Below are 13,754 nucleotides of genomic sequence, written 5' to 3'. Positions count from 1 at the left end.
ACGAGGGAGAGGGCGACATGACGGCATACCGTTCCGACGTTCCCGACGACTGGTTCGTCGATCCGGTCCAGTTGGGGGTCCCGGGCGTTCGCCGTCCGACCGAGGGCGATGACAACGCTCTCGCCTGGCAGAGCGAGGCGCTCTGCGCCCAGACCGATCCCGAGGCCTTCTTCCCGGAGAAGGGCGGATCCACCCGCGACGCCAAGCGGATCTGCACCTCGTGCGACGTGCGGGGCGAATGCCTCGAGTACGCGCTGAACAACGACGAGCGCTTCGGCATCTGGGGCGGGCTCTCCGAGCGCGAGCGCCGCAAGCTCAAGCGCCGCGCCGTCTGAGGCGGGCGCGCCCGACTCGCGCGAATGATGCGTCCGCCGGGAAAACGGTGACGCGCCCAGCCGGAAGCCTGCTCGTCCGGTTCGCCCGCTTAGGCTGACCCCGTCATGTCTGCCCGAGTACACGCCGTCCTCGTCGCCCGTTCGGGGTCGACCTCTCTCGCGCGCCTGCTGCGCGCCCTCGATGCGCTCGCCGCGCAGACCCGTCGGCCCGACGCGCTGACGATCGTCGCCTGCGGGCCCTCCTCCGCCATGCGCAGCAGTGTGCGCGTCGCGCAGTCGGCAGAGGCCGTCATCGAGACGAAGGCCTCCACGACCCTCGCCTCCGCCGTCGCCCTGGCCCTTCCCCGGGTCGCGAAGGACGCGGATCTGTGGATCCTCACAGACGACTGCGCGCCCGCACCCTCAGCGCTCGAGCAGCTCGCCGGCGCGCTCGAGCGGTCTCCGGCCGCGGCGATCGCCGCGCCGAAGCTGCTCAGCGATGTCGACGAGCACCGCATCGCCTCGTTCGGCCAGAGCATGACGCGGCTCGGCCGTGCCGTCGACCCGGCGCGCGGCGAGCTCGACCAGGGCCAGCTCGACGGTCAGGACGACACGCTGGGCGCCGACGTGCGCGGACTCCTCATCCGCGCCGGCCGCGGACTGCGCCCGGATCCGGGCCTGGGCGGACGCGACGAAGGACTCGATCTCGGTGTCAGGGCGCGCCTCGCCGGCGCGCGCATCGTGCTCGCCCCCGGTGCGCGGATCGCCGTCGACGACACGACCGGCGAAGGCACGGCCGCCGACGCGTACGCCCGGCGGCGCGCGCAGCTGCACCGGCGCCTCAGCTACGCGCCCGCGGCAGCGGTCCCGCTGCACTGGCTGTCCCTGCTCCCGCTGGCGCTGTGGCGTTCGATCACGCACCTCACCGGCAAGCGCCCGGCAGCGGTGCTGCCGGAGTGGGGCGCGGCCGGCGTCGCGATGGTCTCCGGATCCGCCGTGGCCCGGTCGCGGCGGGCGATCAAGGCCGACCGGAGCGCGTCCTGGGCGAGCATCGCGCCGCTCCGCATGACGCGCGCGCAGCTGCGCCAGCACCTCGACGACGGACACGGCACCGAGGCCGGTGTGCACGAGGAGCTCGGCTTCTTCTCCGGCGGCGGTGCATGGGCGGTGCTGGCGGCGCTGGTGGCCGGCGTCGCGCTCTTCGCCTCGCTGCTGGCGTGGCCCGCCCTCGGCGGGGGAGCGCTGCTGCCCATGCGCGAGACCGTCGCAGCGCTGTGGCGCGATGCCGCCTACGGGCAGCGCGGCTTCGGAGTGGGGGTGGTCGGCCCGGCCGATCCGTTCTCCGGGGTGCTGGCCGTTCTCGGGTCGCTGTGGCCGGGCGCGCCGTCGTTCTCCCTCGTGCTGCTCTGGGTCGCGGCGCTCCCGCTCGCGATGCTCGGCGGCTGGTTCGCGGCCACGCGGATCACGGATCGCCCCGGCCTGCGCATCCTCGCGGGGACGGTGTGGGCGCTGGCGCCGACCTTCCTCATCGCCCTCGCAGACGGCCGCCCCGCCGCCGTCCTGCTGCACCTGCTGCTGCCGTGGGTCTTCCACACCGTGCTCGTCGCGCAGCGCTCCTGGGGAGCCGCCGGAGCTGCGTCGCTGCTGACGGCGGCGAGCCTCGCCTGCGCCCCCTCGCTGGCTCCGGCGTTCGTGCTGCTGTGGCTGATCGCGATCGTGTGGCTGCTGGTGCTGCGTCGGGTGCGCGGCGCGGTGCGCATGGTCTGGGTGCTCGTGCCGTCCGTGGTCGTCTTCGCTCCGCTCGCGATCTGGCAGGCGGCGCGCGGAACGCTCTGGGCGCTCCTGTCCGACCCCGGCGCGATCCTCGCGGCACCCCAGGCGACGGCGGATGCGGCAGGGCGCCTTGCGCTGCTCGGCGGGCTGCCGACGATGGACCAGGCGGGCTGGCCCGCCCTGCTGCACGCGCACGGCGCGCCCTGGGTGCTCTGGCTCGCCGCGCCCCTCGGCGTGCTGGCCGTCGTCTCGACGATCACGCGGCGCTGGAGCGTCGGGATCGGATCCCTGCTCGTCGCCGCCACGGGTCTTGCGACGGCGTTCGCGGTCGTGGGCATCGCGGTCGCGTTCACGCAGTCCCAGGCCGTGCCGATCTGGCCGGGATCCGCGCTGAGCCTCGCCTGGATCGGCGTGCTCGGCGGTGCACTGGTCACACTCGACTGCGCCATCACGCGCCCGACGTGGCGAGGGCTGGCGGCCCTGGTCGCCGCCGCGGGAGTCGTGGTGTGCGCCGTGCCGACCGGCGTCTCCCTGGTCACGGGTGAGGCGACGATCCACCGCGGAGAGCTGACCACGCTTCCGGCCTACGTCAGCGCGCAGGCGCGGGGGGACCGCGAACTCGGCACCCTCGTGCTGACCGCTCAGCCGAGCGGCGCGCTCGGCACCACCGTCGTCTGGGGCGCGAGTGCGACCCTGGGCGCGCAGGCCACGATGGTGAGCACGGCGACCGCCCCGCAGGGCGTCGATCTCACCGAGCTCTCCGTCGACCTGGTCTCCGCGCGGCAGTTCGATGCGCCCAAGGCACTCGGCGCCCTCGGCGTGCGCTTCGTGCTCGTGGAGTCCGCCGCGGACAAGGAGACCTCCGCGGCGCGCTCGCTGCGGCTGCAGGCGGGCACCGCCCTGGACCAGCGCACCGGCTTCGTGCGCGTCGGCGAGACGCCCCGCGGCGTCCTCTGGCGCATGGAGGCGGCGCCGGCCGCCCGTCAGGGACTGACGGCCGGGCAGCGCGCGACGGCACAGCTCGTCGTCGCGATCGAGATCATCGTGCTGCTCGCCGCCCTCCTCCTGTCGATCCCGACGCGGTCGTCTCGTCGCGCCGCCCGGGCGGTCCCGCGCGCGGTCGGGGTGCTTCCCGAGCGCGCACCGCGTCCGGCCAAGCCCGAACGGGAGCGGCGGGCGCGTCCGCGGCGGAAGCCGAAGACGTCCCCGGAGTCGCTCGTGATCCCCGCCGTCGCCGGCGCCGGGTCCGCCGATCCCGCCGGTGAGGCGCCGGATGAGCAGAGCGCGCCGTCCGCGCAGGAGACGGCGGCGCCGGAGCCCGAGGCGGAGTCGACCACGAGCACCGAAGCCCTCCTCGACGCGGAGGAGACGGACGGCGTCGCGCCGCCGGAATCGGCGACCGAGGTCAACGTCGACGATGCGTCAGAACCCCGCACCGGATCCGCGCCCGCGAAGGAGGCCGACGAATGAGCAGCAGGACCTCCACGCGCGTGGTCGCCACGGGCGCCCGCCTGGTCGCCGGAGCCATCGTGTCCGCGGCGTGCGTCGCAGGCGCGGTGATCGCGGTCCCGGCCGCCTGGCCGACCGTCGAGCACACGGCGCAGCACGCGACGATCACGCCGGTCGCCGGAGACACGCTGCTCAGCTGCGCCGGATCCTTCCTCGCGCTCGGCCGGGACGCGTCGCAGGCGTCGCAACTGAGCGTCGCCGCGACCCCGCAGGTCGTGCGCGGCGCGGCGGGATCCGCGTCCCTCGACGCGATCGAGCTCGGCATGGCCGGGGTCCTGGACGACCAGGCGGCGCCCGGATTCAGCGCAGCGCCGGAGGGTCGCAAGCCCGCACTCGTCGCGGCGGCCCAATCGCTGACCGTGACCGCGGACGACCTCGCCGGCTTCGCCGCCTCGGCCTGCCGTCCGCCCAGCATGGAGTCGTGGATCGTCGGCGGCGCCGGAACCACCGGCTCGAGCGACATCCTCCTGATCGCCAACCCCGGTGCCGTCCCCGCGAACGTGGTCTTCACGGAGTACGGGTCGCAGGGCGGCACGCACTCGTCCGAGCTCGTCGTCCCCCCGCGCACCCAGTCGACGGTACCACTCGTCGCCGGATCGGCGGGGGAGAGCAGCCCGGTCGTGAAGGTGACCTCCAGCGGCGCCCCCGTGCGCGCGGCGCTGCAGTCGAGCCTGATCCGGATCCTCGACCCGGTGGGCGTCGACGTGCAGGACGCGATCGCCCAGCCGTTGAAGGACTTCTCCCTGCTGGGAGTGCGCGCCGTGGTCGGCTCCTCCGACGACGACAACGCCTCCACGGCGGTGCGTCTGCTGTCCCCGGATGCGGACGCCACGGTCACGCTGCAGCCGCGCAACGCCGCCGACGGGTCCAAGGTCGGCGAGCCGAAGACCGTGAAGCTCACCGCGGGCCAGGTCGGATCCGTGAACTTCTCCGCCCTCAAGCCCGGGCTGTACGGCATCGACGTGTCGGCGACGGCGCCCGTCGTCGCGGCGGCCTGGCAGACGACCGGCTTCGTGAAGGGGTCCGACTTCGCCTGGATGACGCCCGCGCCGACCATCACCGGGGAGACGGCGTTCGCGGTGGCCGACGGCCCCGCTCCCCAGCTGCACCTGCAGAACGCCTCCGATCAGGCGACGACGGTGCAGATCGCCCCGGTCTCCGGCGGCAAGGCGCAGAGCGTCGCGCTGAAGCCCGGCGGCGGGGCGACGATCGCCCTCACCGGCTCCACCACCTACACGCTGACGTCGCCGACCGCCGTGCGCGCAGCCGTGGCGTACTCGGGCATCGGACGCCTCGCCGGATATCCGGTGTGGGCCGCGGACGCGGCGGCGGCGCCCGTCACCGTGTACCAGCGCTGAACGCGTCGATGGCCCCGGTGGTGCGGTGAAGACCGGGGTCGTCGGGCCGGGTCACTCGTCCGTGTCGAAGCCCCGCGGATCCATCTCCCAGGGCTCGCGGCCGATGTACTGCGCGGCCGCGCGGAAGACGGCCCCCTCGATCGCGATCCTGCGATGGGCGGCGTCGTCATGACCGGGCTCGAGCAGCCGCTCGATCGGCACGCGGAACAGCACGATGCGCTGCGCGGCGGTGTCGATGAGCCACCGGGGCAGCCCGTCGGCGTCGGAGTGCGACGGCATCGCAGCGATCTCGATGCGCACGGGTCGCAGATCCGGCCACATCGATCGGAGCAGCTCGACCGCCGATCCGACGTGCAGGTCGAACGTGTCGAGCCGGCCGTCGAGCGGGGGGAGCGGCGGCCGCACCACCGAGCTGCGGCCGAGCCGCCCGTGGCGGCCGTGCCGGTCTCCCCGACGCGGCGCGACGGCGGCACGACGGGGTCCACGAGCGCGACGCATGCGGCAAGTCTAAGCGGCGGGCGAGAGGTCCGCGGCTACCCTGAAAGGGATGTACGGACGACTCTGCTCCAAGGTGGGCTGCGCGCGCGAGGCCGTGGCGACCCTCACCTACGACTACGGCGACCAGATGGCGGCCCTGGGGCCCCTCGGCGTCGAGAACGACCCGCACGCGCACGATCTGTGCGCGATCCACGCCGAGCGCCTCTCCGTGCCCACCGGCTGGATCGTCGTGCGGCATGAGACCCTGCAGGCCTGACCGGCCCGCGGGTCGGATCCTCAGACTCCGACGTCGAGGCCGCTGAGCTTCTGCACCCGCTCGTCGGCGAGGCGCAGCGCACGGCTCTCCCGCTCGCGGCGCAGCACGGTCGCGGCGACCAGCACGACCTCCGGCGGGGCGGCGGGGACCGGTGAGATGAAGGCGGACGCCTCGGCGAGCAGTTCCTGCGCGATCCGGGCGCGGGCAGCCGGGAGCAGCTGCGGCGCGCTGTCCAGGAACTGCGAGATCCGCCGGGCGAGCCGGTCGGGCATGCGTGCGACGTCGGCGATCGCCGCCCACGCCTCCAGGCCGGGGGGCATCGCGATCGGCCGGGGCGAGAGCCGCGGCGTGCGCACCTTCTGGCAGTACGTGCCGGCGACGAGGTCGCCCAGGCGCTGCGAGCGGGCGGTGAAAGCCCCGGTGAGGAACGCGACCGCGCCGAAGGTCATATAGGTCTCGAACACGCCGACGAGCGCGCGGATGAAGGCGTGGCGGAAGCCGGCGGCGCCGCCGTCGACGCGCACGATCCGCCCGCCCACCGCGAGCCGGCCGAGACTGCGTCCGTGGGTGAGGGTCTCGATCGCGCAGGGCACGACGAGGAACGCGGTGACGAGGGCCAGGACGCCCAGGATCCGGTCGAGTGCGGAGTCGGCGATCGTGACGATCAGCCAGAGACGCACGGCGATGTAGCCGAGATAGATCGCCCAGCACAGGGCCCCGTCGATCAGCGCGCCCAGGGCCCGGAGGAAGAGCCCCACCGGCTGCACCTCGATCGCGACGGCCTCGCCGGAGAGCACCTCGTCGTCGCGGTCGAGGGCCGCGGAGTGCGCGCTCGCGGCCGTGCTCGAGGGCAGGGCATCCGACATGAGTACAGTAAAGCAGGTGGACGCCGACGCACTCGCCGATGCCAGGAGCCGCGAGTGGGCGCGCCTGGACGACCTCAGCCGGCAGCGTCTGGACGGCGCCGGGGTCGACGAGCTGATCACCCGCTACCGCGCGGCCTCGGCGGATCTCGCCGATCTGCGCAGCTCCGTCGGATCCTCGCCGCAGAGCGCGCACGTCTCGACGATCCTCGCGCGGGCGCGGCTGCGGCTCACCGGGCAGAGCGACAACGTGCTGCGCCAGACAGGGCGCTTCTTCACGCGTCAGCTCCCCGCGGCGCTGTACCGCCTCCGGTGGACCACCCTGGTGATCGCGCTCGCCAGCCTCGCCGTCATCGTCGTGGTGGCCGTGTGGATCACCTCGGATCCGGCGCTCGTCGCGGCCCTCGGGTCCAAGGCCGACCTGAAGTACTACGTCGACCACGCCTTCACCGAGTACTACACGGAGAACCCCGCCGCGACGTTCGCGGGCCTCGTGTGGACCAACAACGCCTGGATCGCCGCGCAGTGCGTGCTGTTCGGGATCACGGGGATCTGGCCCATCGTCGTGCTCATGCAGAACGCCGTGAACGTCGGCCTCGCCGTCGGCGTCATGTTCGCCTACGGTCGCGGCGACGTGGTGGTGCTGTATCTGCTGCCGCACGGGATGCTCGAGCTCACCTGCATCTTCGTCGCCGCGGCGGCGGGCCTGCACATCTTCTGGGCATGGCTGGTGCCGGGGGAGCGCGGCCGGGGCGAGGCGCTCGCCTCCGCCGGGCGATCGCTCGGCACGGTGGCGCTCGGACTCGTGTTCGCGCTCGGGCTCTCCGGCCTCGTCGAGGGCTTCGTGACGGGATGGGGCCTGCCGTGGCCCGTGAAGATCGGGATCGGCGCCCTCGCGCTGGCCGTCTTCCTCGCCTACATGCTGCTCGTGGGTCGACGTGCGCAGCGGCTCGGGGAGACCGGCGATCTCACGGAGTTCGAGGCGGGCACGCCGACGCTCGTCGCGGGCTGAGAACCGGATCCGGCGCTCGCCCCCTGCCGGGGTGGTCGCGGCGTGGTCAGCTCGAGGGGCGGGATCCCTGGTCGACGGGAACGTCGAACAGGGCGCGGTAGGTGAACCCTGCGATCAGCGCGCCGACGACGGGGAAGACCAGGAACACCCACAGCTGCAGCAGCGGCCCGACGCCGCCGTAGATCGCGGTCGCCAGAGAGCGGGCGGGGTTCAGCGAGGCGTTGTCGATCGGCAGCGTCGCCAGCACGCCCAGGGTGAGTGTGAAGCCGATCGCGACCCCGGCGAACGGCGTGCCCCGCACCGGGTGGGTGACGCCGAGGATCACGAACAGGAACAGCGCCGTGAAGACGACCTCGGCGATGATCGCGGCCCACGCGCCGAAGCCGCCGGGGGACAGCGTGCCCCATCCGTTGCTCGCGAAGCCCGCGTCCTGTGCGCGGGGCAGCCAGCCCTCCGGGCCGAACGTGCCGATCAGGGTGAGCACCGTGGAGGCGACGACGCCGCCGACGCACTGCGCGACCACGTACGGCCCGGCGTCCTTCCACGGGATGCGGCCGGCCGCGGCGGCGCCGAGCGTGACGGCCGGATTGAAATGGCCGCCCGAGATCGGCCCGAAGGCGTAGACGCCGACGAGCACCGAGAGCCCGACGGCGAGCGCGACGGCGAGGTAGATCGCCCCCTGCGCTCCGGGGTCGGTGAAGTGGTTCGATGCGAACAGGGCCGTGCCCATCGCGGCGGCGACCAGCAGGAACGTCCCGAGACCCTCGGCGACGAGGCGAGCGGGGAGCGGGGACGCCGGCGCCGCGGGCGATTCGATGCGGGACATGGGACTCCTTGCTGTCGGGCGCCGGGCGGGCGCCGCCCTCAGCGACACTACCGGCGAAGCCGTGCGCGGCACCGCAGCGCCGACGGCCCGCCCCGGGATCGGGACGGGCCGTCGGGCGTTCGCGCTGCGGTGGGCTCGCGGGATCAGCGCACGTCGAAGCGGTCGAGCTCGGCGACCTTGACCCACGCCTTCACGAAGTCGTCCACGAACTTCTCCTGGGCGTCGTCGCTGGCGTACACCTCGGCCAGCGCGCGGAGCTCGGAGTTCGAGCCGAACACGAGGTCGGCGCGGGTGCCCAGCCAGGTCTTCTCGCCGGTCGCGTCGTCCGTCGCCTGGAACGCGTGGGATCCGGGATCCAGCGGCTTCCAGGTCGTGTTCAGATCCAGCAGGTTCACGAAGAAGTCGTTCGTGAGCACGCCGGGGGTGTGCGTGAGCACGCCGTAGGGGGATCCGTCCCAGTTCGTGCCGAGCACGCGCAGACCGCCGACGAGGGCGGTCATCTCCGGGGCGGACAGCGTCAGCAGGCCCGCCCGGTCCACGAGCAGCACCTCGGCGGGGATCGCGCGCGCCACGTCGCTGACGTAGTTGCGGAAGCCGTCGGCCTGCGGGTTCAGGTACTGGAACGACTCGATGTCGGTCTGCTCCTGCGTCGCGTCGGTGCGCCCGGGGGTGAACGGGATCTCGACGGCGCGCCCCGCGGCCGCCGCGGCCTGCTTCACGCCGACGTTGCCCGCCAGCACCACCAGGTCGGCGAACGACACCTGCGCTGCGCCGGCGGCGTTGAACGCCTCCTGCACGCCCTCGAGCGCCGCGATGACGCGGGCGAGCTCGGCAGGCCGGTTGACCTCCCAGCTGCGCTGCGGCTCGAGGCGGATCCGGCCGCCGTTCGCACCGCCGCGCTTGTCGCTGCCGCGGAACGACGCGGCGGCGGCCCAGGCGGTGGAGACGAGGTCCGAGACGCTGAGCCCGGTCGCCGCGATCCGCTGCTCGAGGTCGGCGATCTCGGCCGGGCCGATCAGGGCTCCGGTGTGCGCGGGCAGGGGGTCCTGCCACAGCAGGTCCTCTGCGGGAACCTCGGGTCCGAGGTAGCGGCTCTTCGGGCCGAGGTCGCGGTGCGTGAGCTTGAACCACGCCCGGCTGTACGCGTCGGTGAACGCGGCCTGGTCGTCCTTGAAGCGCAGCGAGATCTCCCGGTAGACCGGGTCCTCGCGCAGCGCGAGGTCGGTGGTGAGCATCCGCGGCTCGCGGCGGCCCTCGCCGTGCGCCTCGGGCACCATGTCGGATCCGGCGCCGTCGGCCGGCTTCCAGTGCTTGCCGCCGCCGGGTCCTGTGGTGAGCTCCCAGTCGTAGGCGAAGAGGATGTGGAAGAACTCGTTGTCCCAGCGGGTGGGGTGGTAGGTCCAGGTGACCTCGAGTCCGGATCCGATGGTGTCGTTGCCGTGGCCGGCGCCGTGGCTGCTCTTCCAGCCGAGGCCCATCTGCTCCATCGGAGCGCCCTCGGGCGACTCTCCGACGTTGCCGGCTTCGGGGGCCGCGCCGTGCGTCTTGCCGAACGTGTGACCGCCGGCGATGAGGGCGACCGTCTCCTCGTCGTTCATCGCCATGCGGCCGAACGTCTCACGGATGTCCTTCGCGGCGAGGAGCGGGTCGGGGTTGCCCTCCGGTCCCTCGGGGTTCACGTAGATGAGGCCCATCATCGTGGCGGCGAGGGGCTTCTCGAGCGAGCGCTCGCCCTGCTCGTCGGTGCTGATGCGGGCGCTCGAGTCGAGCCAGATCTTCTCGGATCCCCAGTACACGTCGTCGTCCGGCTCCCACACGTCGGGGCGGCCGCCCGCGAAGCCGAAGGTGGGCATGCCCATCTCCTCGTGCGCGACGTTGCCGGCGAGGATCATCAGATCGGCCCAGCTCAGCGCCTTGCCGTACTTCTTCTTGACCGGCCAGAGCAGGCGGCGGGCCTTGTCCAGGCCGACATTGTCGGGCCAGCTGTTCAGCGGCGCGAACCGCTGCTGACCGGTGCCGCCGCCACCGCGGCCGTCGAAGACGCGATAGGTGCCCGCGGAGTGCCACGCCATCCGGATCATCAGCGGGCCGTAGTTGCCGAAGTCGGCGGGCCACCAGGGCTGCGACTCGGTGAGGAGGGCCGCGATGTCCTTCTTGACCGCGTCGAGGTCGAGGGTCGCGAAAGCGGCGCGGTAGTCGAAGTCCTCGCCGTGCGGGTCGCCGACCGCGGGGTTCTTCGCGAGCTGGCGCAGGTTGAGGCGCTCGGGCCACCAGTCGGTGTTGCCGGTGCGGCCGCCCGCGGGGCGTGCCGCTCCTCGGCCGGCGTGATCGATGGGGCATTCCGCGGTGTTCTGGGATGCTGTGCGGGTCGCAGCAGCGTTCGTGTCAGACAAGGCAGATCCTTTCTCTCTTCTGGGTGGCTTTTCTGGCGCGCCGATCACCGCTCCCCGGAGACGGTTCCCCGGCGGCGGTCGGCGTGCGTCTCGGTCACGCGGAGTCGTGCACCTCGTCGCAGGCGGCGCAGATCGCGCGGTAGGTGACGGAGGCCTCGAGCAGCCGCATCCCGTGGTCCTCGGAGGGATGCAGGCACGGCGACGCCCCGACCGCGCACGCGACGACCTCCAGGCGTCCGCACCGCACGCACTGCATGTGGTGATGGTTGTCGTCCGGCTCCACCTCGAACAGCGCGCGGTCGGCGTCGGGCAGGCTCACACGGCGGACGATGCCCGCCGTGGCCAGATCCCCGAGGATCGCGTGCACGGTCGGCAGCGCGATGTCCGCACCCGCGACCGCGTTGTGGATCCGGTCCGCCGAGCTGTGCGGGGCGAGGGCCAGCGCCTGCAGTACGGCGATGCGCTGCACCGTGACGCGCAGTCCCGCGCCGCGGATGATCGCCGAGGTGTCCATGCCTCCACCGTAGCCTTTTCCTGAATGATTCAGGAAAACGGGCGCGGGTCGGCGTGTCGTCGCCGAGGAATCCCGCCCCGGCGGACGCCGCGCGCTCAGAGACGGCCCGCGGCCTTCAGATCGAGGTAGCGGTCGGCGATGCGCGGCGGGAGGTCCTCGGGATCCGCGGCGAGCGGCTCGGCCCCGGCGCGGCGGATCGCGTCGGCCACGCGGGCGGCGTCGGCCAGCGTGCGCTCGGCCGCGGCGGCGAGGTACACGTCCTCCCGGGAATCGCGGGCACGCGCGAGGTCGGCGATCGCGACGTCGGTCGCGGAGCCCACGAGGATCGTCGTGGCGCGGGAGGCGGTCGGGAACGCGCCCAGGAACGAGCGGGCGCTCTCCACGGCGTCCTGCGCGGTGAGCACCACGATCAGCGACGGGCGGGTCGTCACCGTGCGGATCGCGGCGAACGCCGCGCCCCAGTCGGTGTCGACGAGCCGGGCGTGCACCGGGGCCATGGCGTCGGACAGCGCGGGCAGCAGCGCGGGGCCGTCGACCCCGCTGACCCGCCCACGCACGGTGCGGTCGAACAGCAGCAGGTGCACGTGGTCGCCCGCACGCTGCGCCAGCGCGGCCAGCAGCAGGGCCGACTCGTACGCCGCGTCCAGCCGTGTGCCGTCACCGACCCTTGCCGCCGCCGTGCGTCCGGTGTCGATCAGGATCACGACGTGCCGATCGCGCTCCGGACGCCAGGTGCGCAGCATGGTCGTCCCCGCGCGAGCGGTGGCGCGCCAGTCGATCGAGCGCACATCGTCGCCGCGCACGTACTCGCGCAGCGAGTCGAACTCGGTGCCCTGACCGCGCACCTGAACGCTCGTGTTGCCGTCGAGCTCGCGCAGGCGCGCCAGCCGGGAGGGCAGGTGACGGCGCGAGGTGAACGGCGGCAGGATCCGGATCGCGCCGCGCACCCGGTGGCGTCCCTGGCGACCGGCGAGGCCCAGCGGCCCCGTGGAGCGCACGGCGATGAACTCGCTCGACAGCTCGCCCCGGCGGCGGGGGAGGAGCGTGATCGACAGCCTGCGGCGCTCGCCGGCGGGCAGGTCCAGGCGCATCCTGCCCCGCTCCGACGCGCCCGCGGTGGGCTGCCAGCCGTCCCGGAGGGTTCCCCGCAGCCGTCGCTCGCCGAGGTTCTGCACGACCACCGTCGCGGTCGCCGGCTCCAGCTGACGCCCCCGGCTCGGCACGTCCCGCGTGATGCGCAGGGCGCCGAGCGGAGCGGCGAGCAGCACGTCGATGCCGACGAGCACGGCGCACAGCGCGAGCCAGCCGAGCAGCACGGACCACGGCGGCACCCCGAGGGCGTCGAGCAGCACGATCGGCACGACGCCGAGGGCGGCGACGATCACGAGGCGACCGGTGAGGAACATGGAGGCGTCTCCGGGGTCAGATCGGGACGCGGGTCTGCTGCACGACGCTCGTCAGCACGGCGTCGGCGGAGACGCCCTCCATCTCCGCGTCGGGCCGCAGCTGCAGGCGGTGCCGCCAGACCGGGATCAGCATCGTCTGCACATGATCGGGGGTGACCGCGCTCGATCCGTTGAGCCAGGCCCAGGCCTTGGCCGCCGCCAGCAGAGCGGTGGAGGCGCGGGGGCTGGCGCCCAGCTGCACCGACGGCGACTGCCGGGTGGCGCGCGCGAGATCGACGACGTAGCCGAGCACGTCGTCCGTCACCTGCACGCGTCCTGCCGCCTGCTGCGCGGCGAGGATCTCCTCCGCCGTGACCACGGGATGCAGGTCGGTGAGCGCGCGCGGCGAGAACCCGTCGGCGTGACGGCGCAGCACGGAGACCTCGGCGTCGCGCTCCGGCATGCCGACGACGAGCTTCATGAGGAAGCGGTCCAGCTGGGCCTCCGGCAGCGAGTAGGTGCCCTCGTGCTCGATCGGGTTCTGCGTGGCGGCGACGAGGAAGGGATCGGGCAGCGGCAGGCTCGCGCCGTCGGACGAGACCTGGCGCTCCTCCATGGCCTCGAGCAGGGCGGCCTGGGTCTTCGGCGGCGTGCGGTTGATCTCGTCGGCGAGCAGGATGTTGGTGAACACCGGACCTCGGCGGAACTCGAACTCGCCGGTCCTTGCGTCGTAGACGAGGGATCCGGTGACGTCGCCGGGCATCAGGTCAGGGGTGAACTGCACGCGCTTCGTGTCCAGGCCCAGCGCGCGGGAGAAGGAGCGCACCACCAGCGTCTTCGCGACGCCGGGCACGCCCTCGAGCAGCACGTGTCCGCGGGCGAGCAGCGCGACCAGCAGACCGGTCACGGTGCCGGCCTGGCCGACCACGGCCTTGTCGACCTCGGCGCGCACGCGCTGCATCGCCTGTCGCAGCGCGGCGTCCTCCGATGCCGGCGCGGGCGTCGGCACGGCCGGGGCCGGGGCCGAGGGCGCGCTCGGCCCCGGCCCCGGCC

Annotated in this window: 12 protein-coding genes; 5 read left to right on the top strand and 7 right to left on the bottom strand. The window is 73.5% G+C overall.

Annotated elements, in window-relative coordinates; genetic code table 11:
* Nucleotides 1-17 precede the first annotated feature (17 nt).
* The 3 genes from RL72_RS12320 to RL72_RS12310 all read left to right on the top strand — a co-directional run bounded on the left by RL72_RS12320 (nt 18) and on the right by RL72_RS12310 (nt 4,954).
* Nucleotides 18-335: a WhiB family transcriptional regulator gene (locus RL72_RS12320; protein WP_082072361.1), complete on the top strand. Its 318-nt coding sequence runs from the start codon at nt 18-20 to the stop codon at nt 333-335.
* 105 nt (nt 336-440) lie between these two features.
* Nucleotides 441-3,557, top strand: coding sequence for a glycosyltransferase (locus RL72_RS12315; protein WP_082072360.1), 3,117 nt, complete (start codon nt 441-443; stop codon nt 3,555-3,557).
* Complete coding sequence (locus tag RL72_RS12310; protein WP_045251153.1) at nt 3,554-4,954, top strand: DUF5719 family protein; 1,401 nt, start codon at nt 3,554-3,556, stop codon at nt 4,952-4,954. Before RL72_RS12315 ends, RL72_RS12310 begins: the two co-directional genes overlap by 4 nt.
* A gap of 51 nt (nt 4,955-5,005) precedes the next feature.
* Here the strand turns inward: RL72_RS12310 and RL72_RS12305 are convergent, their stop codons facing one another.
* Entirely contained in the window at nt 5,006-5,452 is a 447-nt protein-coding gene (locus RL72_RS12305; RefSeq protein WP_309599119.1) for a hypothetical protein, read from the bottom strand.
* Nucleotides 5,453-5,501: 49 nt separating this feature from the next.
* Between RL72_RS12305 and RL72_RS12300 the strand changes: the two genes are divergently transcribed.
* Nucleotides 5,502-5,708, top strand: coding sequence for a DUF3499 family protein (locus RL72_RS12300; protein WP_045251152.1), 207 nt, complete (start codon nt 5,502-5,504; stop codon nt 5,706-5,708).
* A 20-nt stretch (nt 5,709-5,728) separates the two neighbouring features.
* Here the strand turns inward: RL72_RS12300 and RL72_RS12295 are convergent, their stop codons facing one another.
* Nucleotides 5,729-6,574: an RDD family protein gene (locus RL72_RS12295; RefSeq protein ID WP_045251151.1), complete on the bottom strand. Its 846-nt coding sequence runs from the start codon at nt 6,572-6,574 to the stop codon at nt 5,729-5,731.
* A gap of 16 nt (nt 6,575-6,590) precedes the next feature.
* Between RL72_RS12295 and RL72_RS12290 the strand changes: the two genes are divergently transcribed.
* Complete coding sequence (locus tag RL72_RS12290) at nt 6,591-7,583, top strand: stage II sporulation protein M (protein WP_045251150.1); 993 nt, start codon at nt 6,591-6,593, stop codon at nt 7,581-7,583.
* 46 nt (nt 7,584-7,629) lie between these two features.
* On the opposite strand, the gene RL72_RS12285 is transcribed toward RL72_RS12290, so the two are convergent.
* The 5 genes from RL72_RS12285 to RL72_RS12265 form a co-directional block, all read right to left on the bottom strand.
* On the bottom strand, nt 7,630-8,409 hold the full coding sequence (locus RL72_RS12285) for an aquaporin (RefSeq protein ID WP_045251149.1): 780 nt from the start codon (nt 8,407-8,409) through the stop codon (nt 7,630-7,632).
* A gap of 143 nt (nt 8,410-8,552) precedes the next feature.
* On the bottom strand, nt 8,553-10,802 hold the full coding sequence (gene katG / locus RL72_RS12280) for a catalase/peroxidase HPI (protein WP_211256056.1): 2,250 nt from the start codon (nt 10,800-10,802) through the stop codon (nt 8,553-8,555).
* Between the two features lie 94 nt (nt 10,803-10,896).
* The gene (locus RL72_RS12275; RefSeq protein ID WP_045251148.1) at nt 10,897-11,316 is read right to left on the bottom strand and encodes a Fur family transcriptional regulator; all 420 of its coding nucleotides are present in this window, start codon (nt 11,314-11,316) and stop codon (nt 10,897-10,899) included.
* A gap of 95 nt (nt 11,317-11,411) precedes the next feature.
* Nucleotides 11,412-12,722 carry a DUF58 domain-containing protein gene (locus RL72_RS12270; RefSeq protein WP_045251147.1) on the bottom strand — a complete coding sequence of 437 codons (1,311 nt, stop codon included), beginning with the start codon at nt 12,720-12,722 and terminating at the stop codon, nt 11,412-11,414.
* Nucleotides 12,723-12,738: 16 nt separating this feature from the next.
* Nucleotides 12,739-13,662, bottom strand: a complete 924-nt coding sequence (locus RL72_RS12265; RefSeq protein WP_045251263.1) for an AAA family ATPase — start codon at nt 13,660-13,662, stop codon at nt 12,739-12,741.
* Between the last annotated feature and the right edge of the window lie 92 nt (nt 13,663-13,754).

The organism is Microbacterium azadirachtae (assembly GCF_000956545.1).
GTDB classification, from domain to species: Bacteria; Actinomycetota; Actinomycetes; order Actinomycetales; family Microbacteriaceae; genus Microbacterium; species Microbacterium azadirachtae.
The sequence above is the reverse complement of the archived record's forward strand: the minus strand, read 5'-3'. Positions and strand labels throughout refer to the sequence as shown.

What these genes read in the sequence shown, in the direction of transcription:
- RL72_RS12320 (WP_082072361.1), top strand. Translation starts at nt 18, where the DNA reads ATGACGGCATACCGTTCCGACGTTCCCGACGACTGGTTCGTCGATCCG.
- RL72_RS12315 (WP_082072360.1), top strand. Translation starts at nt 441, where the DNA reads ATGTCTGCCCGAGTACACGCCGTCCTCGTCGCCCGTTCGGGGTCGACC.
- RL72_RS12310 (WP_045251153.1), top strand. Translation starts at nt 3,554, where the DNA reads ATGAGCAGCAGGACCTCCACGCGCGTGGTCGCCACGGGCGCCCGCCTG.
- RL72_RS12305 (WP_309599119.1), bottom strand. Translation starts at nt 5,452, where the DNA reads ATGCGTCGCGCTCGTGGACCCCGTCGTGCCGCCGTCGCGCCGCGTCGG.
- RL72_RS12300 (WP_045251152.1), top strand. Translation starts at nt 5,502, where the DNA reads ATGTACGGACGACTCTGCTCCAAGGTGGGCTGCGCGCGCGAGGCCGTG.
- RL72_RS12295 (WP_045251151.1), bottom strand. Translation starts at nt 6,574, where the DNA reads ATGTCGGATGCCCTGCCCTCGAGCACGGCCGCGAGCGCGCACTCCGCG.
- RL72_RS12285 (WP_045251149.1), bottom strand. Translation starts at nt 8,409, where the DNA reads ATGTCCCGCATCGAATCGCCCGCGGCGCCGGCGTCCCCGCTCCCCGCT.
- RL72_RS12275 (WP_045251148.1), bottom strand. Translation starts at nt 11,316, where the DNA reads ATGGACACCTCGGCGATCATCCGCGGCGCGGGACTGCGCGTCACGGTG.
- RL72_RS12270 (WP_045251147.1), bottom strand. Translation starts at nt 12,722, where the DNA reads ATGTTCCTCACCGGTCGCCTCGTGATCGTCGCCGCCCTCGGCGTCGTG.
- RL72_RS12265 (WP_045251263.1), bottom strand. Translation starts at nt 13,662, where the DNA reads ATGCAGCGCGTGCGCGCCGAGGTCGACAAGGCCGTGGTCGGCCAGGCC.